Here is an 18,348-nt window from a genome sequence, read left to right as displayed (position 1 = left end):
TGACCAGCGTTTCGCGAGTGCTTGCCGAAAACCGCCGGGAAGTGCCGACCTTCAATTGTTTGATGTGTGATCCCCAGAACGGCTGGTCTCCCGCGGTCCACAGGATCAACGTCGGTATTCCGGCACGCAGACCCGCGGCCGTGGTGCCCGAGCCGCCGTGGTGAACCACCGCCCGGCAGGCGGGGAAGATCTTCGTGTAATTCACCACGCCCACCACCTTGACGTGGTCGGGCTGCGGCACCCCACTGAAGTCACTCCAGCCGGAGCACACCAGCGCCCGCTCGCCCAACTCCGCGCACGCCTCGCCGATCATGGTGATCGTCTCGGCCGGCGAATCGACCGTTGTGCTGCCAAAGCCGAAGCAGATCGGCGGTGTTCCCGCAGCAATCCACGATGCGACCTCGTCGTCGGCGTCCGTGGTCAGCTCCATGGTCAGCGTCCCGACGAAGGGGCGCTGGCCGTTCCAGATCGCCCATTCGTCGGCCAGCCCGGGAAAGCACACTTCGTCATAGGCCTGAATCTCCAACGCGCCGCGCGCGGCCATCCGCTGCGGCGCGGGACCCTTCGCCTTCGGCAGACCGAATGCCTGGCGCTGCGCGTCCTCGGCCTTCTTGGTCACCCGCCACTGGACCCAGTCGAGCGCGGCCATCCCCGAGCGGACCAGCGGCGCCGGCAGGTTCGGCGCGAGCTGGCCGTTGGGCCGCATCGGGAAGTAATGCATGGTGGCCAACGGAAGGCCGAGGTGCTCGGCCACGTCCGCCGCGATCCCCGGGAAGCCCGGGCCGGTGAACACCAGATCGGCGCCCTCGGACAGCGATGTCAGCGTCACGCTCATGTCCGCCCAGGACCGGATAAGCATGTCCTGGGCTTCCCGCCATCGCCGTCTAACCTCGGGGAAGTTCCAGAACTTGGCGAGGAAATCCGTGTCCCAGAACCCGTCCTGCTGATCCGGTCCGTAGGCGGCGGCCGTCAATCCGGCCGATTCGACGAGGGCGACCAGGTTGGGCGGGACGGCCATGCCGATTTCGTGCCCGCGGCGACGCAGTTCCCGGGCGACCGCGGTGCAGGGCTCGACATCGCCGCGAGTTCCGTAGCTTGCCAGGGCAAACTTCACGACGAGTCCTACCTCTCAAGTTGGCGTGTCGGAGGACGATGCCAGAGCTCATTATGGCTAGTTCTTAAGCTGGCGAGGAGGCATTCCTTCGTTTGGCGCCTGCCGGTTTGGGCGCCGAACTCTGACAATGTCGTGGCGATGACGTCGGTCAATCCTTGAGGAAGGGTGGACCGGGCAGGCATCGCGATCAAAGAATCTCGCGGTAGATTCGTGCGGTCTCGGCCGCACACTTGTCCCAGGAAAACTCGGCCAGACGCGCGCGGCCGCGCGCGCTCAGATCCGCCCGCAATTCTTTTGTCGTCGCGACGCGTTCCAGCGCGGTACGCATCTCCTCGGGGCTGTTGGGATCGAAGTAGACACCGGCGTCTCCGACTACTTCCGGAATAGAACCAGCATTGCTGCACACGACCGGGCAGCCATGGCTCATGGCTTCGAGCGGGGGTAGCCCGAAGCCCTCGTACTTGGAGGGGCAGACGAACGCAGTGGCCGCCCGGTATCGTGCCGCGAGCTCTTGATCCGAACCCGACTCGAAGTGCACCCGGTCAGTAATCCCCAACCGCTGGATCTGGTGCTGCTCGTCGGGCAGGAACGGCCCGCCGCCAAACGCTATGAGCTCGAACTCCCGCAATACAGGCGAGCTGCTGTAGGCCTCCAGCAGCGTTCCGAAGTTCTTGTAGCCGTTACGGTTTCCCACATACAGGAGCGATGGCTTGCATTCACCTGCGCCTTCGTCCATGGGGGCCATCTCTGTAGTCAGCGAATGCCCCAGGTGGACAACACTCGTTCGTGCCTGGTCGATGCCGTATATCCGTACGAGGTCTCGCTGTGTGTTTTCAGAAATGCAGATCACATGGTCGGCACGGGCGACAGCGGCGCGTTTGGCAGCGGTCATCCGCGCGGCGTCAGGAAACTCTTCGGAGAATAGTTCGTGGATCATGTCGTAGACCGTCAGAACGCGGCGCCGCCCCTTACCGACGGGCCTGACGGCAAAGTACGTCTCGTGCACGATGTCCGGATGCAACCCCCGCCATGCCAACGGCGCGGCAAGCCGATTCACGGTCGGGATAACCGAGATGCCCGCAACGGTGTAGGACGGCATATTCACATACCGGCCACGCGTGATGTGGCGGGCAGAATCGGCGGCTAGGTAGTTGTTGATGTACAGCGGAGCGACGACGAATGCCTCCGACACCCCATAGGCAGGCAGGCGGCTCACCAACTCGAAGAAATAGCGTGACACACCGCCGTATCGCTGAAAGGAGAAGATCTGGTGGTCGAAGGCAACTTTCACTGGCGGTCAGTCCGACTCAATTCGGCGTCCACCATCGCCATGACCACATCCCTCATCCGGTAGGTCGCTGACCAGCCGAGAACCTCGCGTGCCCGCGATGCATCACCCAGCCCTTCGGCGAGGTCCGAAGGTCGTCGTAGCGCCTCGGAGAGGTCCGTGTATTGGTGCCAATCCAGCCCCACGTGGCCGAACGCCGTCTCAGCGAACTCTTCGAGCGTGTGGCTCTCACCGGTGGCGATCACGAAGTCGGAGCCGTTGGGCTGCTGCAGCATCCGCCACATAGCCTCGACATACTCTGGCGCCCATCCCCAGTCCCGTTTGATCTGGATATTGCCCAATGTGAGGCGCGACCGGTCACCCCTCGAGATACGGACCGCCGCCGCGACGATCTTCTTGGTGACGAAACGCTCGGGGCGTAAGGGAGATTCATGGTTGAACAATATTCCGGTGCTGGCGTGCAGTCCGTACGCCGCGCGGTAGTTCGCAACGAGCCAGTGCGCAGTGCTTTTCGCCACGGCGTAAGGGCTTCGGGGACGGAAAGGCGTCTGTTCACTTGCCGCGTGGCCTTCGGTGTCTCCAAAGCATTCGCTGGATCCGGCGCTATAAAAACGAATCGGCTTGTCGAGAAAACGTATCGCCTCAAGCAGATTGATCGTACCGATAGCGATGCTCTCGAGTGTCTCCACCGGCTGCTCGAACGACAGACCGACCGAGCTTTGTCCGGCAAGGTTATAGATCTCCTGGGGTTCGGTCCTCCGTAGCACGTTAAGCACGCTGCGAAAGTCGTTGGATGCCATGGACTCCAGACGTACGCGGTCGCGGATTCCGAGCTGCGCCAGATTCGCGAAACCCCCCACCTGAGCGTCACGCGACGTGCCGAACACGTCATAACCCTTATCGAGCAGCAGGCGCGCCAGGTAGGCACCATCCTGGCCGGAAATGCCGCAGATGAGCGCTCTCAATCAAAAGCCTCCCGGGTATCTCCCGCGACATGACGAAGCGCGGAAGGAGGACTATCAAAACGTACGGCACCTTGAGCGTGATGAGCAAGCTAACCCAAACAGGTGCTGGGAAGATAGAATTCTTACCATCGCCTACCCTGCGCGTCACCCCATCGTCGAGGCCGATCTGGACCGGATCCTCGAAGCTCCGCTGCCATGGGAACGGTTTGCAGGCAAGACCGTACTGGTGGCAGGAGCCGCGGGGTTTCTGGGTGCCTACGTAGTGGAGACGCTGCTACGCCTAAATGAGTCGCGAAGCCAGCCTCCGGTGCGGGTGCTGGCACTGGCTCGAAGGGCAGAGGCGCTCCGGGAGCGGTTCCTGGCCCACGGCACACGGCACGACTTGCGCTTTGTCTTACAAGACGCATGTGCACCGGCGCCGCGAGACGAACCAGTGCATTTCGTCGTCCATGCTGCGAGCCCCGGCTCACCGCGGGCCTTCGGCCTGGATCCAGTAGGTACCTTTGCCGCGAACGTGTTTGCGACGCGGGAGTTGCTGGAGCTCAGGCCGACCGACGGCTTTCTGTTCTTCAGCTCCGGCGAGGTTTACGGCCTTGGCAACGATCAGGTCATTCCGACCCACGAGGACGCGTATGGGTTCCTGGACCCTACCAAGGTCCGGTCCTGCTACGGCGAGGGCAAGCGCGCGGGGGAGACGCTGTGCGCCTGTTATGCCGCCCAAGAGGGCATCCCCGCCACCATGGCTCGGATTTTCCATACCTACGGACCCGGCATGCCCCTCGGAGACGGCCGGGTCTTTTCCGACTTTGTGGGTGACGCCCTAGCCGGCCGCGATTTGGTAATGCGCAGTGACGGCCGCGTGAGCCGAGCGTTCTGTTATCTGGCTGATACCGTCGCGGGCTGCTTCACCATATTGCTCAAGGGCGCGATGGGCACGGCCTACAACGTGGGCAACGAAGAGGCGGAGCTGACCGTCCTGGAGCTCGCAAACCTGATCGCTGGCTTGGAGCCGCAGCGAGGGCTTCGCGTGCGTCGCGAGGCCGCTGCTGCAGCCGATCCCTACCTTCCGAGCCCGATCCAGCGTGGCTGTCCCGACGTATCACGACTGCGCGGCCTGGGCTGGACACCCTGGACTGCGCCAAGGGAGGGCTTTCTCCGCACGCTCGAAAGCTTCCGATGAACCTGACGGACACCACCGAGTCGCTGCCGTAAGCCTTAGCAACCTTGTGGCTCGAAAAGGAAATTCCCATTGGGAAGGTGCTGGGGATCAAGATCCAGAAGGTCTCCTCGGTCGCTGATATAGCGGCCCCTGTAGCCCCTTTCCGCGAGATATTGATAAACATCCTGCGGCGCGTGACCGAAGCGCCGACAATGGATATCTACGATCTCGATCAAGATGCTGGGGTGAAAGGTCGTCAGCAGGTTTTCGCCCCCTTGCAGCAAAGCCAGCTCACCGCCTTCGATATCGGCCTTGATGAAATCCACTCGAGTCAAGCCTTTGTCTCTCGCGAAATCGTCCAACGTGGTCATCGGGACTTCAATCTTCTGCCCGATATCCAGGAATTGCGATGCGGCCCCGGCGCCCAATTCGATCTGTGGCACGTAGATCTTGATAGGCTCGCTGCTGTTTCCGATCGCCGTAGGAAAAATGTCCAGGTTCTGGCAACCGTTGAGCGCTACGTTGGCATTTAGCTCGCGAAAGGTGTCTGGGACCGGTTCGAAAGCATGTACTCTTCCGCCGGGACCCACAAGACGGGAAAGATGGATGGCATACCAGCCATAGTTAGCTCCAGCATCAATTACAGTCCAATCAGGTTTGATCATCCGACGAAGTAGGTCTGTTTCGGCTTTTTCGTATTCTGCATTGACCCAGAGTGCATGGCTATGCGAAGCGTCAGAATTGGATACATGGAAAGCGCAGTTATCTTGGTAGAAGAAAGTCGCTTTCCCGGCAGTGATTTCGACCCTTTCAAGCGGCGTCTTTTCCAGTGAAGCAAGGACACGCCTCCAGGCAGCCATCTGCAATTTGGCCTTCAGATCTGCGATGCTGAGAAACCGTTGGAATGCAAACAACCGGATAGTGAAATGCGCACAAAAGGCGACAAACCACTTCCGTGTCAGGGAATTTCGGTTGATCGTGTTTCTGATAACACCTGCGATGCTCACCCTGGATCCTCCGCGTAATAACGATTGCTCTGTTGCTTTTTGGATACAAAACCGGCCTCATTTTCAGAGGCATCTATGAATAATCGCCCCAGTTGCGTGATCAGCCGTATTTGATCAGCCTGTGGCACGGCGGTGCCGTCACTCATACCGGGACCGCGAGAGCCCCGAGTAGTCCCAGGCGGATACCCCCGTAATGGGCTGTTGGGTCCGCTCCGGTATTGAGGACCCGAAATCCACCATCAGTAAGCAAAGTATGGAGAGATTGTGTCGAGAAATAGTTGATGTGCTCACTCTGCTTGATGGCCCCGAACAGTGGCACCGTTCGGCCAAAGTTGCGTGCGACGCCGGCGGCGAAATCAGCGGCGATCCAGGTAACACGAGAAGCTGAAATCCAGTCAAGGAACCGACGGTAACGCGGTCCTGAATGCCATTGGCGCACTTTGGGCCGGTCCAATGGTACCTCAGCGTAAAACATTCCATCCTCGGCGATGGAACCCCGAACATTTTTGACGAGCTCCAATGGGTCGACTAGGTGCTCCAGAACGCCCGCGGCGACCACCAGGTGGGGTTTGTCCGGGATCTCATCTAGTGATGTGGCAGCCTTAACCCCATCAACCAAATCCTTTCCCGAGACGTCAATCACGTACTTGGGCCCCGAGTAGCCTGGCGGAAAAAACTGGCCTTGGTCACCCCCATAGTCGACGATGTTTCGCAAGCTGTTGACCTGAACATAGGGTCCGATGATGCTATTCACGAAGTCGATGCGCTCGGCGACGGATTCGGATCCAGGCTCCATTGCGTTATTGACATTTCGCGAATACCAAGGTTCCCAGTGTCGTCGGATCGATAGGTATCGGTCGTTGTGATAGTCCGAATATATGGCAGCGAGCGTGTCGTCATCGAAGCGATGAGAAAAATAGACCAAATCGCATCTGTCGCAGCGGCACAGTGTGGTACCGCGCGGAGCGTCTTTCGGTTCGCTGTGAAGCTGAGAAATGAACGGTGCGATTCGGCCGTACGCCTGGACCGTCCCGGGACCCCCGCAAATCGGACAGAGCTGAGACATTATGTGCCGAACCTCCTGTTAATAGCGATGCTTCCGCCCAATATGCATGGCTTTCACGCTCCCGGTTTCGAGCCTATTCTTAGGCATGCACCGGATCTGCCCAGGTAAACATCTCCCCGAAGGAATCCGACGAGCACGCCCTATAGCCGATGCTAGAAAAGATGCTTTCCAGGCGCTTGTTTGTCAACTCGCCATTGACGCGATGGCTCTCAATGGAGAAGTGAATGGCATGAGTCTTCAGAAAATCCTTGGCGGATTCGACCAGGTCTAATTCAGCCCCTTCGATATCGATCTTTACGTAATTGGGAACTTCCCCGAGTTCAGCGCAGGCATCCGCGAAGCTAATAGTGGGGACCGTCTGGTACAGGTGCTCGTCGGAGTAGACGAGGTAATCGGTCAATCCCGCGCACATAGTGCCGTCCATGCAGAACCTAGCTGTGCCCGTAGTGCCGGCGAGCGCTTTCTTCACAGGGATGACGTTAGCCAGCCCGTGCATCGCAATGTTCCTGGTGAGGAACTCGTAGTTGTGTTCGTCGGGTTCGAAGGCATAGACCTTGCCGGAAGGACCCACCATTTGGGCTAGGAAATAGGCTGTCGCGCCGGCATGTGCACCGGCGTCCCAGACGATGTCTCCGGGCTGCGGCGTGTAACTGGCGGTATACACGTCCATCACGTCGTCCTCGGGAATCGACGGGAAGTAGAAGGCGACCTGGCTCTTAAGGTAGAGATGCAGTCCGGGCTTCGAGAAGTTCAGCACCGTGCGGCCGCCGATGGGTTTGCCTTCTATGGTGTTGAAGTACAAGTCGTAACAGCCGAGCATCCAGGGCACCTCTACGTACTGCGTCTTGGCGAGAATCATCTCACGATTCCCTTTGCGGAGAACGATGCAATCGTTAGGGAATGTGATTCCGAAGCCCCGCCGTCGAGCATTGAACCACAACGCAGCATGCACCAGAGGATGGTCGGGACCAAGCCGCACCAAGTAATTTTTGAGGAACTGCATGGCTCTCGATACTACGGGTTATAGCCGAGCCAGTCGTGCGTTCACGTATGACGATGACGGCAGGAAAAGCGCAGCTTGCACAGTAGCGTCCTCGCGCGCACAGCGTTTCCCGGCATAGGTCTATCTACCCAATCAGTAGAATTCAAGACGCCTTGTCAGGTTCGGCGACCCGCTTGGCGGTCCCGGGCAATAGCCCTCTTTCGCTTGGCGCCGATCGTTGCCCGCCGCACGATTCGCGCTTGCATCGCGCCCGAGAGCGGCAAAGCTCATCTGGATGGTTGCTCGACTACCGGATGTGTCCGAGAGCGGCGTGGTGGATCTGCCTGCGCGCCAAACGCGCATATGCCGCTATGTTGATCTGGCGCTCAGTCCTGGGCCATCCCGACGACTACTAGGGGTCGCCGACCAGTTCATCCGCACTTTCCTCGTACGGTGTGCGCCAGTCCGCAAACATCGCATCCACCAGGCTAGGCATCGTGTCGAAGCTGTCGAGCCGAGCGTCCGCCCGGATCAAGTGAATGTCGCCATGGGGATAGCCGAAGGTAACGAGCGCGAAGCGGAGTCCCGCTGCAACTGCGGTTTCGGCATCGATTTCGCTGTCGCCGACGAAGATTGCCTTGCGCGCGCTTGCGCCCAGCTGCTCCAGTGCAATGTCAGCGAGCTGCGGATCGGGCTTGAGACGCCGACCGGGGGCCCCACCGACGATGACGTCGAGATGGCTGGCGATGCCGAGTCCCGCGGCGTAGGGAATCGCAATATCCTCCCGCTTGTTCGTGCAGACGGCTATGAGGTAGCCCTGCTGCTTTAGCGCCGCGAGCATGGTGGGCACGCCGGGATAAAGGTCGCCGGGATCGGCAGTCTGGCCGCGCAGGATGTTGCGGAACTCATCGAGATCACGGAGCGGATCGGACGCGCCGCCGAGCGCGCCGCGTAACATTGCTTCGCCGCCGAGGCTTACCCAGCGCCGCACCGACGAAACCTCGACGGGCGGGACGCCGCGGCGGCGTGTCATCTCGTTGAGGCCGCGGGTCAGCGTCGGGGCGCTGTCCACGAGCGTGCCGTCGAGGTCGAACAGAATGGCGCCGGCCGAATTCCGGTTAGGGCTTGGCGGCACTTTTGGACTGCTCGATGACTTGTCCGGGCAAGTGCTCCGAAGCGGGATCCAGCGGCACAATCATGTTGGCGCGGAACTCCGCGCGCGGCAGTAGCGGGGACATGTCTTCTAGCGGCATGGAGCGAATCGTTCCGTCCGGTTGGGGCAGAGCCGCGGATTTCGGCCACAGCGCCTCGTCGGTCTGGACCCGCACGTCGACGATGACCGGTCCGCGCTGCGAAAGTGCCTTGCGGACGCCCGATTCGAGGTCTGCTGCATCGTCGATGCGCATTGAGTCGATGCCGTTTGCCTTTGCGAGCTGCACGAAATCGGGTAGCCCGAGACGTGCTTCTGGCCCAGTTCCGACGTAACGGCCCTCGAAATAGTTGCGTTGGGTGTTGCGGATCGAGGCATAGCCGCCGTTGTCGAAGAGGAACAGCTTTAGCGGCAGGTCGAGGACGCGGATAGTCTGTAGCTCCTGGATGTTCATCATGAGGCTGCCGTCGCCTTCGATTCCGACCAGGGACTTCGCGCCTGAGGCTAACGCCGCCCCAACCATCGCCGGTAAACCATAGCCCATGGCCCCAAGGCCGGAGGTCAGGAAAATGCGCTGTCCGGGCTTGTTGGCGAAGCCCGTGTGGAAGATCTCGACCGCCAGACCTGAGCTGCCGGTGACTATAAGTGTGTTCTCACCAATCTCGTCGGCGAGCACTTTCGTGAGGTGGTAGTGGCTGATGATGCCGGACTTTGGGAAGGGCATGCCGTCGTTGATGGGATAGCGTGCCTTCCAACCGTTGCAGCGGTCAAGCCACGACGAGCGGTCCTTCATGGCGAACTGCGACCTCTGTGCCAGCATCGCGCTTATGAAATCTTGCGCGTCAGCACAAATCGCGCGAGCGATCTTCATGTCAGCGGAAAATTTGTTGAGCTCGGCGGGATCGACGTCGACGATGATCTTAGAGGCATGACGGCCGAATTTTGCTGGGTTGTAGGCAGTCACCACGTTGTCCAGCCGCGCCCCGATCGCAAGAATCAAATCGCTGTTTTGGATTGCAAAATTTGGCGGACGCAAGGCGACCGTGCCAGGTTTTCCGACACAGAGGTGATGGTTCGAGGGAATGAGGTCCGCCGCGTTCCAAGTGGTGGCGACGGGAACGCCAAGCGCCTCATAAAGGTTACGGAAATCTCCTGCCGCCTCGGCAAGTCGAATGCCATGGCCCGCAAGGATGATCGGGCGTTCGGCGGCGTTGATGAGATCAATGACCTCGGCCGCGTCGGCGGCGAGGTTTCTGGTTTCGTTGGTCTCCCGCGTGAACCCTTGGAGCGTAGAAGCATCGATTTGCGCGGCTTGAACGTCTAGAGGGATATCGAGCCAGACAGGCCCTCGGCGGCCGGTGGTGGCCAAATGCACTGCCTTCTCAAAGTGATAGCGGATCTCGGAGGGATCGAGCACCGTCATGGCATATTTGGTGATTGGCTTCACGATCGAGACGATGTCAACTTCTTGCGGACCCTGTTGACGCACGCCGCTCTCGCCCATCAGATCCGCGCGCTTGACCTGACCGGAAATGATAAGCAGCGGTACTGATTCGATCCAGGCGCCGGTGACTCCGGTGATTGCGTTGGTGGCGCCCGGCCCGGTTGTGACAAGCGCACAACCGAGATGGCCATTGATGCGCGAATAGGCCTCAGCCGCAATAGCAGCCGCCTGCTCGTGGTGCGTGGGCACGTAGCGGAGTTCGCTGTTCTGCCCGAGTGCGTCTACAAGGTACATTGCCCCGCCGCCAGGAACGAGGAATACCGCATCCACGCCCTCTTCCCGCACGCGCGCAAACAGATAGTCCGCGAGCCGCACGGTCGTGGACATGGTGAGGTCGGTCTTCTCTGATGCCGCAGAGGCTGTTCTCATCACATCCAATGTGTCAGAAAGGTTTTGCGCTCTTTGTTCTCGCCGATTTTCGGGTCGGTGTAGAACGAGTCGTCTTTGTAATGAGTCGAGGAGATTTCCTCGAAGATCGCGCCGGTCTTGCTGGTGAAGGCGTGCCGCACGGTGCGCTCGACGGTGATGACGTCCCCGGGCCCGCATTGGCGCTCCTCGCCGTCGAGCGCGACGTCGAGATCGCCGTAGAGAACATGGAATGTCTCTTCTTTATAATTGTGGTACTGCTCTGGATGATGCTGCCCGGGCAGCACGGCGATGAGCTTCTTGCAATATTCGCGGTTCACCACGGTGATCATGGTGATCCCGAACTCGTCGAACTTGTCGATGCCGTAGTGGTGCGAGATTTCGAGTTCGGCTTGGCCGGGAATCACCACATTCGCGCGGGCGAGCAGCGACTTAACGCGTTGGACTATGTCGAATACCTTCTCGCGCACTTCCTCGCGGCGGCTGTTGGAGGCCAGGATCGGTTCATGTTTCCTGATGTCCGTCGTCGCATAGAAGTGGGTGTATTTTGACCAGTCGTTGGCGGTGATGTGGCCATCCTGTGTGGGGATCGCCATGAAGACGTCGCCACCGCCGATGTGTTCGCCGGCCTTGATGTCGCGGCTGGCGAACGCGCCGCGGCGCAGCGACAAAAGGCTTTCCAGCTCGTCCTGGGTCGCCTCGGAGCGCTCGCCTGAGATGCCGTTAATCGTACGGGCTGCGTGGGCCACCTCAAGCCATGCGTGCGCCTGATCGGGGCCCGCCGAGTAGCCGTTAATGCCATATTTGTCGGTCGCGAGACCGACATGCTTTTCGAACACGGTGCAGCCCTTGCCGATTGCGATCGCCACCGGGAGCGTCTCGGTCGGGAATTCGTGGGTCGAGTACCCGATGCGGATATCTTCATAGCGCTGGCTCAGGAAATCAATTTGGTTGAGCTGGAGCTTGTCGTTGCTGGTCGGGTACTCGGCCACGCAATGCATGAGCACAAACTCCCTATTGCGGTGCTTGAGAAAAGCAACGACATTGTCGATCTCTGTGACGGTCGCTCCCGCGGTCGAGACGATCATGGGCAGCGTACTGCCGACTGCCTTTTCGAGCAGTGGCCAGTCGGTGAGCGAGCAGCTCGCGATCTTGAGGATGTCGAACCCATCGGCCACGACCCGATCGACGGACTCCTCGTCGAAGGGAGTGCAGACGGGGATGAAGCCGTTTTCGCGGATAGCGTCGACGAGCTTGCGGCTCTGTTCGCGGCTCAAACGGGTTTCCTCAAACCGCTTGATATACTTGATGTCGTTGCGTCCCTGATAGTCGGGATGGATGAATGTATCGAGCGCGCGGTACTGCATCTTGAAGGCGAACTTGAAGTCGAAACCCTCAGCGACGGAACGGAATTCCCTGATGAGACGTACGCCGTGATTGACGTCGCCCATGTGATTGTTGGCCATTTCGAAGATGAAGAGCCAGTCGGGAATGCTTGATTGAACGACGGGCCTAATGGCTTTCTTATCCGGCAACACTACGAGCGACCTCCGTTGTTGTGATACGGGCGGCATCCTGCGGGGAACGAGTCACTTTGCGCGCCCCTCGCGAAGAACACTCCAACGTCCATTTCACGGGCCTACCTTCTATGCCTGAGTGGGTAAAGCGGACCGGAAGCGCTCTTGTCGGCAGCCTCTTCGGCTGCAACCCGGGCCGAATCCTGCGGGCGTCTCGGCCTGACAAACATCCTTCCCTCGGTGCCGCGCAACTCAGTCATAACCCGACCTTCCGCGTGACTACGAAGTTGGGACGCTGCTTGACCTCTTCGTAAATCAGCCCGAGGTATTCGCCGATGACGCCAACGAACAAAGTAATCACCCCGAAACCGATGAGCATGACGCAGATGAGCGATCCGTACCCTGGGAAGGGCAGCATCCCATAAAAGAGGATTCGCGCGGCGAGCACTAAAACCGCGATAGCAGCGATGGAACTGAAGAAGAATCCGGTGAGCGTGATAAGCCGCAACGGCAAGTAGGAATGAGCGAAGATCCCCTTGAATGCCAGGTTGATGACCCCGAAGCTGTACGCCTTGGACTCGCCAGCAAAGCGTGGCGGACGAACCATCGGTAGCCCGATCGATTTGAAACCTACCCAGGAGAAGAGACCGCGCACAAACCTGTTGCGCTCGTCCATCGAACGAACCGTCTCGTAGACTTTTCGATCAACCAAGCGGAAATCGCTGGCGTTTCTTGTGATTCGATCGTGAGTGAGCCGACCCGCCAACCAGTAGAACAATCGAGAGTTCATTGCACGAATTGGGCCGGTACCACGCCGCTCCGTCACCACTCCGTAGATGTTCTCGTAACCCTCTTCCCACTTGCGAATCATTTCCGGGATGAACTCTGGCGGGTCTTGCAGGTCGGCGGTCATGAGCACCACGGCGTCGGCGTCGACCACGTTGAGGCCGGCAGTCAGGCCACCATCCATTCCGAAGTTACGGGCCAACTGCAAGATTCGGAACCTTGGATCTGCTTCATTGATGGCGACCAGCTTGTCCATGGTGTCGTCGGTTGAGCCGTTTTCGACGATGATCGCCTCGAATTCGTACGCCGGCTCAGAGTCGAACATGACCGCCAACCGCTTCGCCAGTTCGTTCACGCATTCGCTCTCGTTGAAGGCGGGGATGATGCAAGCGATCTTTTTCTTCACTTCACTGCCAGACCTTCCAGGGTGGCTTTCCGCTGTTCCAAAGGTTGTTCAACACCTGAGATTCTCGATAGGTGTCCATCGGCTGCCAGAAGCCGTGGTGAGGGAATGCTGCGATCTGGTGGTCTTCGGCCAGCCGCAAGAGCGGCTTCTCCTCTAACACGGTTTCGTCCCCGTCGAGATAGTCGAAGACGCCCGGCTCAAAGATGAAGTAGCCGATGTTGATCCAGTCTTCGGTCTGCGGTTTCTCCCTGAACTTGGCGACAGCACCGTCCTGTTCTAAATCGATGACGCCGAACCGGCTCATCGGCTGGGTGGCGGTCATAGTGGCGAGCTTGCCGTGCGAGCGGTGGAATTCGATGAGGGCAGGGATGTCGACGTCGGCGATGCCGTCGCCATAGGTGCACAGGAACATCTCTTCGCCGATGTACTTCTGGATGCGCTTGATGCGACCACCGGTCATCGTGTCCAAACCGGTATCGGCGACGGTTACCCGCCAGTTAAATTCGTCGTGGGAGCCGTGGTAGCGGATGCTCGATTGGTCACCGAGTGTGATGGTGAAATCCAGATTGGAGACCCCGTAGTTGGAGAAATAACTCTTGATGTACTCACTTTTGTAACCAGCACACACCACGAATTCGGAAATGCCGTGGTGCCCAAGGATTTTCATGATATGCCACAGCACGGGCCGGCCGCCGACCTCGACCATCGGTTTGGGGCGGAACTCGGTTTCCTCGCGCATTCGCGTACCGAGACCCCCCGCCAGGAGTACGGCTTTCATGGCGACTTGTCCAATCTCAAGGCAATCGTCCCTCGGCGCGGCATTGAGTGTCGTACAGCATTGGACGGCGTGGGGTGACGTACGTCACCACAGGTGACACACTAGCAATAGCGCGACGCGCCCGGCGCGTTTTCGAAGCCCGCCTGATAAATCATATGTATTAACAAGAGAAGCCCGAGGAGACCTCATTTCACGACCCGCTACCGAGAGGTCAGGTGACGACGTATTCGAGCAGGACCGTGCGGACATCCTCGCGGCCGTTCGCGGCTACGCACAGCGCAAGCTCGCGAAATCCGAATTCGTCCCCGGTACGACACCGGTCCCCGTCTCGGGCAAGGTTCTCGACCCGGAGGACTTTGCCGCACTGGTCGATGCCTGCCTCGATGGCTGGCTGACGGCCGGCCGATTTCACCCGATTTTCGAACGGGAACTCGCCCGCTATGTGGGGGCCCGCGGCGCCGTCTTCGTCAACAGCGGGTCGAGCGCTAACCTTGTTGCGCTGAGCGCCCTGACGAGCGGGAAGCTAGGCAAGAAACGGTTTGGCAAGCGGCCGCTTGAGCCTGGCGACGAGGTGCTAACCGTCGCCACAGGGTTTCCCACCACCGTCAACCCGATAATCCAGAATCGGCTTCGCCCCGTCGTGGTCGACATCGAACTGGGCACCTACGACGCCATCCCGGAGCGCCTACGCGAGGCCGTGGGCCCCAAGACCAAGGCGATCATGATGGCGCACACCCTGGGTAACCCTTTCGACCTAGGCACCGTGCAGGAGTTGTGCGAAACGCACGGCCTGTGGCTGGTCGAGGACTCGTGTGACGCCCTTGGCTCGACCTACGACGGCAAACGCACCGGCAGTTTCGGCGACACCGCGACCGTGAGCTTCTATCCCGCGCATCACATCACGACGGGCGAGGGTGGCGCCGTCTTCGTGAAATCGGCGCTGGTCCGCAAACAGGTCGAGTCGTTCCGCGATTGGGGACGCGACTGTTACTGCCCGCCGGGCGAGGCCAACACGTGCCAGAAGCGCTTCGACTGGCAATTGGGCGATCTGCCGAAGGGTTACGACCACAAGTACATCTACAGCCACATCGGATACAACCTGAAGGCCACCGACATGCAGGCCGCCATCGGGCTGTCCCAGCTGGCCAAGCTCGACGGCTTCGTCCAGGCGCGCAAGAACAACTTCGACTACCTGATGTCGCGGCTGACGGGTGTCGAGGGGCTACTGCTACCGGTGGCCACGCCCAAATCCGACCCATCGTGGTTTGGGTTCCCGATCACGCTTGATCCCGCCCATCCCGTGGATCGCACCAAATTCATGCAGTTCCTCGACGACCGCAAGATCGGTTTCCGTCAGCTTTTCGCCGGCAACCTGGTCAAGCAGCCGGCCTACCGTAACGTCGATTTCCGGATTGTCGGGGACCTGACCAACACCGACATCGTGATGAATCGGACGTTCTGGGTGGGCACTTATCCGGGCCTCACCCCACCGATGCTTGATTTCCTGGCCGACTCCATCCGGGACTACATGGCCGAAGCTGCGCGGTAAGCGTGCACTACCTCGTCACCGGGCACACCGGCTTCAAAGGGGCTTGGCTGACGCTGCTGCTGCTCAGCCGTGGACACCAGGTGTCTGGCTTGGCGCTCGACCCCGTTGAGGGCAGCCTCTTCAAGCGGGCTCAGCTCGCGGACCGGCTTGTCTCGGATTTCCGCGTGGACATCCGCGACGCCGAGGCGACTATGGCTGCGGTGACGGCCGCGGCTCCGGATGTCGTCGTGCATATGGCCGCCCAGTCGTTGGTCCGCGAGTCATATCGCAACCCGCGCTACACCTATGAGACCAACGTTATGGGTACGCTTAGCGTGCTGGAAGCCGCCGCGGCAACGCCGTCGGTACGGGCGCATCTCGTTGTTACCACCGACAAGGTCTACCGCAACATCAACCAGGAGGCTGGTTACGCTGAGACCGACCCCCTCGGGGGCGACGATCCCTACAGCGCATCGAAGGCGATGGCCGATATGCTCGCCCAATCCTGGATTCGCAGTTTTCCGGGCCCCCCCACCGCCATCGCTCGTGCAGGTAACGTCATCGGTGGTGGCGACGTGAGTAGTGATCGGTTGCTACCTGACTTGATCGCCGCGTATTCGCTCGGCCAGGCGCCCCTACTGCGGTTCCCTCGAGCGGTGCGACCCTGGCAGCACGTTCTCGACTGCCTGAATGGCTACCTCACCTTGGTCGACGCACTGCTTGACGGCTCCGGGCTGGGCGAGTGGAATTTCGGGCCCGGCCGCGAAAGCTTCATCGAGGTGGGACAAGTGGCGACGTTGGCGGCCGAGCTATGGGGCGGCGGGGCGCATTGGGTAGTCGATGGCGGAGACCATCCACACGAGGCGCATCTGCTGGCGTTGGATCCTTCGAAAGCGCGCTGCGAGCTGGGCTGGCGCAACCGGCTCGGATTCCGCGATGCCGTGGCATGGACGATCGACTGGGAGCGGCGCGTGCACGCGGGCGCCGACGCACTCACGACGACCCGGCGGCAGATCGCCGCCTTCGAAGGCCTCGAATGAGTGAATTCGACTTTCCGCCCGAATCGGCTCTCCCCGGGCCGCTGATCCGGCTGGTCCGCGACCAGCGCGTGGCGTTCCTGGCGGTTGGAGCGATCAACACGGTGGTCGGCTTCGGAATCTTCGTCGCCTGTTCTGAGACCGTTGGCCACTTTGTCGACCACCGGTTCGGCGCGGTCGCCGCGGCGCTGGCGACCATCGTTATCACGCACCCGCTGACCGTCTTGTTCGCCTTCGCAATGTATCGGCGGTTCGTGTTCCGCGTCACAGGCCACGTGCTGACTGACCTGATGCGCTTCTGGACCATCTACCTCACCAGATTAGGTATCAACGCGGTCGCCTTGCCGGTGTTGGTCGAGCTAGGCCTGCACCGCATCCCGGCGCAGGCAATCATCTTGGTATGTGGCACGGTGCTGAGCTATTTCGGTCACCGGCACTTCACCTTCCGGCGCGGTGCGGCCGACACTAGGGACGAAACGTCACGCATGTAAGCATGGGGCGGTCAAAGCTGCCGGTGACCAGCGGTGCGGTGGTTGTTCGCCGTCTCATCATTGCTGCGAATCAACATCGTCGGCTTTGCGTCGTGAACTGTAATTCGCCATGGACCTTTGCCCGATCGAATGGAAGGCGTTGACAGATCCGCGTTGGAGCATCTCCCCTGAAGCTTCGCCTGGGGGCGTCGCGTGTCGTGGCGTGCTGCGGTTGCTTACCACCGACGAATCTCATGCGCCAGCTTCGAGACGGAAGGCCGGGCAAGTACGCCTTCCAAGTGAGTCTTCGCGACGACCTCGTTGACCAGCTTCCTGATGGACGGCCGGAAGAGCACACCGTTGTGGTGATCGCGGAAATCCTCGAACGCCACGCGGAAGGCATGTTCGCTCGTCCGATACGCGTCGAAAACGCGATCCAGTGCAGGCTCGTCCAAAGGCTCGTCCCGTGCAGCGGCGCGCAGCGCCTCGTATGTTGCGGGCATCCAGTCTGTGCCAAAGACGTCGGTCACGGGGCCACAGTGTCTCGTATGCCGAAGATCCGGTGCGAGAAAGGCGTCGATTGCGTCCTCGTCCCGCGTGGTCAGATCGATAGCGAGCGCTGCGGAGACCCGCTCTACTTCCCGGCGCCAGTCGTCGAGAAGGTTGGCGTAGTCGACGAACACGCGCGGCAGATCGCGCGTGCGTCTCTCGGCCATCAGAGTGTATTTCAGCCACAACGCACCAGAGAGTTCCGGCGAGGTTTTATTGAGCGCCGCAACCGATGACATGACCTCCTGCGGGTGGCGCACCGTGATCGCGACTGCGATGTTGAATCCGGCCAGACGCGCCGCCTCGAACCACTGGTCGGGCAGCACCGTTATCTTCGGATCCTTGATGACCACGAGCGGCGCGACCGGCAGTGTGGTCAGAAACCCCCGAATCTCGGCGATACAGGCGGCGTTCTCTTCGGCAGTGAATGCATCCTCTTCCTGCAGCCGCAGCGACGGATCGAACACGCTGCTGCCGTGGCGGTGCAGTATTGATTCGTTGAGGTAGTTGGCGGCGCGCGGCTCCCAGTGGCCGAGCGGATTGCCCACCCTGGCACCCACCAGACTGGCCGGGAGCGTACCGCCGCACAGCGAGAGAACACGGGTGAGCGCCGACGTTCCGGACCGGAACATGCCCAATACGAACAGAGCGACCGGCGGGGCCATGGCCCCGGTCT

The 18,348-nt window shown here is 60.5% G+C and carries 17 protein-coding genes; 4 read left to right on the top strand and 13 right to left on the bottom strand.

Annotated elements, in window-relative coordinates:
* From A5713_RS21805 to A5713_RS21795, 3 genes are all read right to left on the bottom strand, one after another.
* Positions 1-1,114, bottom strand: a 1,114-nt coding sequence (locus A5713_RS21805; protein WP_082973094.1) for a glycosyltransferase, incomplete at its 3' end; no start/stop codon positions are given.
* Between the two features lie 187 nt (positions 1,115-1,301).
* The gene (locus A5713_RS21800; protein WP_068098340.1) at positions 1,302-2,405 is read right to left on the bottom strand and encodes a glycosyltransferase family 1 protein; all 1,104 of its coding nucleotides are present in this window, start codon (positions 2,403-2,405) and stop codon (positions 1,302-1,304) included.
* Entirely contained in the window at positions 2,402-3,367 is a 966-nt protein-coding gene (locus A5713_RS21795; protein ID WP_068098339.1) for a GDP-mannose 4,6-dehydratase, read from the bottom strand. Before A5713_RS21795 ends, A5713_RS21800 begins: the two co-directional genes overlap by 4 nt.
* Here A5713_RS21795 and A5713_RS21790 point away from each other — a divergent pair.
* A complete protein-coding gene (locus tag A5713_RS21790) occupies positions 3,345-4,547 on the top strand; it encodes an NAD-dependent epimerase/dehydratase family protein (protein ID WP_197516440.1) in 1,203 nt (400 codons plus the stop codon). The two genes, A5713_RS21795 and A5713_RS21790, sit on opposite strands and share 23 nt — an antisense overlap.
* Before the next feature lie 35 nt (positions 4,548-4,582).
* Here A5713_RS21790 and A5713_RS27870 read toward each other — a convergent pair whose 3' ends face one another.
* The 9 genes from A5713_RS27870 to rfbF form a co-directional block, all read right to left on the bottom strand.
* Positions 4,583-5,533 (bottom strand): FkbM family methyltransferase, encoded by a 951-nt coding sequence (locus tag A5713_RS27870; protein WP_156751979.1) that lies wholly within the window; start codon positions 5,531-5,533, stop codon positions 4,583-4,585.
* Positions 5,530-5,679: a hypothetical protein gene (locus A5713_RS28480; protein ID WP_156751978.1), complete on the bottom strand. Its 150-nt coding sequence runs from the start codon at positions 5,677-5,679 to the stop codon at positions 5,530-5,532. The genes A5713_RS27870 and A5713_RS28480 overlap by 4 nt, the downstream gene beginning before the upstream one ends.
* Complete coding sequence (locus tag A5713_RS27865) at positions 5,676-6,329, bottom strand: methyltransferase domain-containing protein (RefSeq protein ID WP_197516439.1); 654 nt, start codon at positions 6,327-6,329, stop codon at positions 5,676-5,678. Before A5713_RS27865 ends, A5713_RS28480 begins: the two co-directional genes overlap by 4 nt.
* A gap of 349 nt (positions 6,330-6,678) precedes the next feature.
* Complete coding sequence (locus A5713_RS21780) at positions 6,679-7,602, bottom strand: FkbM family methyltransferase (RefSeq protein WP_082973090.1); 924 nt, start codon at positions 7,600-7,602, stop codon at positions 6,679-6,681.
* A 391-nt stretch (positions 7,603-7,993) separates the two neighbouring features.
* The gene (locus A5713_RS21775; protein WP_068098336.1) at positions 7,994-8,716 is read right to left on the bottom strand and encodes an HAD family hydrolase; all 723 of its coding nucleotides are present in this window, start codon (positions 8,714-8,716) and stop codon (positions 7,994-7,996) included.
* The gene (locus A5713_RS21770) at positions 8,700-10,604 is read right to left on the bottom strand and encodes a thiamine pyrophosphate-binding protein (RefSeq protein ID WP_197516438.1); all 1,905 of its coding nucleotides are present in this window, start codon (positions 10,602-10,604) and stop codon (positions 8,700-8,702) included. The genes A5713_RS21775 and A5713_RS21770 overlap by 17 nt, the downstream gene beginning before the upstream one ends.
* A complete protein-coding gene (locus A5713_RS21765; RefSeq protein WP_197516437.1) occupies positions 10,604-12,139 on the bottom strand; it encodes an N-acetylneuraminate synthase family protein in 1,536 nt (511 codons plus the stop codon). The genes A5713_RS21770 and A5713_RS21765 overlap by 1 nt, the downstream gene beginning before the upstream one ends.
* A gap of 235 nt (positions 12,140-12,374) precedes the next feature.
* Positions 12,375-13,310 carry a glycosyltransferase family 2 protein gene (locus tag A5713_RS21760; protein ID WP_068098334.1) on the bottom strand — a complete coding sequence of 312 codons (936 nt, stop codon included), beginning with the start codon at positions 13,308-13,310 and terminating at the stop codon, positions 12,375-12,377.
* Between the two features lies 1 nt (position 13,311).
* Positions 13,312-14,088, bottom strand: a complete 777-nt coding sequence (rfbF, locus tag A5713_RS21755; RefSeq protein WP_068098333.1) for a glucose-1-phosphate cytidylyltransferase — start codon at positions 14,086-14,088, stop codon at positions 13,312-13,314.
* 187 nt (positions 14,089-14,275) lie between these two features.
* Here rfbF and rfbH point away from each other — a divergent pair, with 187 nt between their 5' ends.
* The 3 genes from rfbH (at position 14,276) to A5713_RS21740 (ending at position 17,144) form a co-directional block, all read left to right on the top strand.
* Positions 14,276-15,637, top strand: coding sequence for a lipopolysaccharide biosynthesis protein RfbH (gene rfbH, locus A5713_RS21750; RefSeq protein WP_068098332.1), 1,362 nt, complete (start codon positions 14,276-14,278; stop codon positions 15,635-15,637).
* A gap of 2 nt (positions 15,638-15,639) precedes the next feature.
* Positions 15,640-16,656: a CDP-glucose 4,6-dehydratase gene (gene rfbG, locus A5713_RS21745; RefSeq protein ID WP_068098331.1), complete on the top strand. Its 1,017-nt coding sequence runs from the start codon at positions 15,640-15,642 to the stop codon at positions 16,654-16,656.
* Between the two features lie 68 nt (positions 16,657-16,724).
* Positions 16,725-17,144: a GtrA family protein gene (locus tag A5713_RS21740; RefSeq protein ID WP_231980585.1), complete on the top strand. Its 420-nt coding sequence runs from the start codon at positions 16,725-16,727 to the stop codon at positions 17,142-17,144.
* Between the two features lie 215 nt (positions 17,145-17,359).
* Here the strand turns inward: A5713_RS21740 and A5713_RS21735 are convergent, their stop codons facing one another.
* The gene (locus A5713_RS21735; protein ID WP_156751981.1) at positions 17,360-18,337 is read right to left on the bottom strand and encodes a sulfotransferase family protein; all 978 of its coding nucleotides are present in this window, start codon (positions 18,335-18,337) and stop codon (positions 17,360-17,362) included.
* Positions 18,338-18,348 lie beyond the last annotated feature (11 nt).

This window comes from Mycobacterium sp. E2497, assembly GCF_001668695.1.
Taxonomy (GTDB): Bacteria; Actinomycetota; Actinomycetes; order Mycobacteriales; family Mycobacteriaceae; genus Mycobacterium.
This window is presented reverse-complemented; position numbering and strand designations above follow the sequence as displayed.

What these genes read in the sequence shown, in the direction of transcription:
- A5713_RS27865 (WP_197516439.1), bottom strand. Translation starts at nt 6,329, where the DNA reads ATGGAGCCTGGATCCGAATCCGTCGCCGAGCGCATCGACTTCGTGAAT.
- A5713_RS21770 (WP_197516438.1), bottom strand. Translation starts at nt 10,604, where the DNA reads ATGAGAACAGCCTCTGCGGCATCAGAGAAGACCGACCTCACCATGTCC.
- A5713_RS21735 (WP_156751981.1), bottom strand. Translation starts at nt 18,337, where the DNA reads ATGGCCCCGCCGGTCGCTCTGTTCGTATTGGGCATGTTCCGGTCCGGA.
- A5713_RS21780 (WP_082973090.1), bottom strand. Translation starts at nt 7,602, where the DNA reads ATGCAGTTCCTCAAAAATTACTTGGTGCGGCTTGGTCCCGACCATCCT.
- rfbF (WP_068098333.1), bottom strand. Translation starts at nt 14,088, where the DNA reads ATGAAAGCCGTACTCCTGGCGGGGGGTCTCGGTACGCGAATGCGCGAG.
- A5713_RS21790 (WP_197516440.1), top strand. Translation starts at nt 3,345, where the DNA reads ATGCCGCAGATGAGCGCTCTCAATCAAAAGCCTCCCGGGTATCTCCCG.
- A5713_RS28480 (WP_156751978.1), bottom strand. Translation starts at nt 5,679, where the DNA reads ATGAGTGACGGCACCGCCGTGCCACAGGCTGATCAAATACGGCTGATC.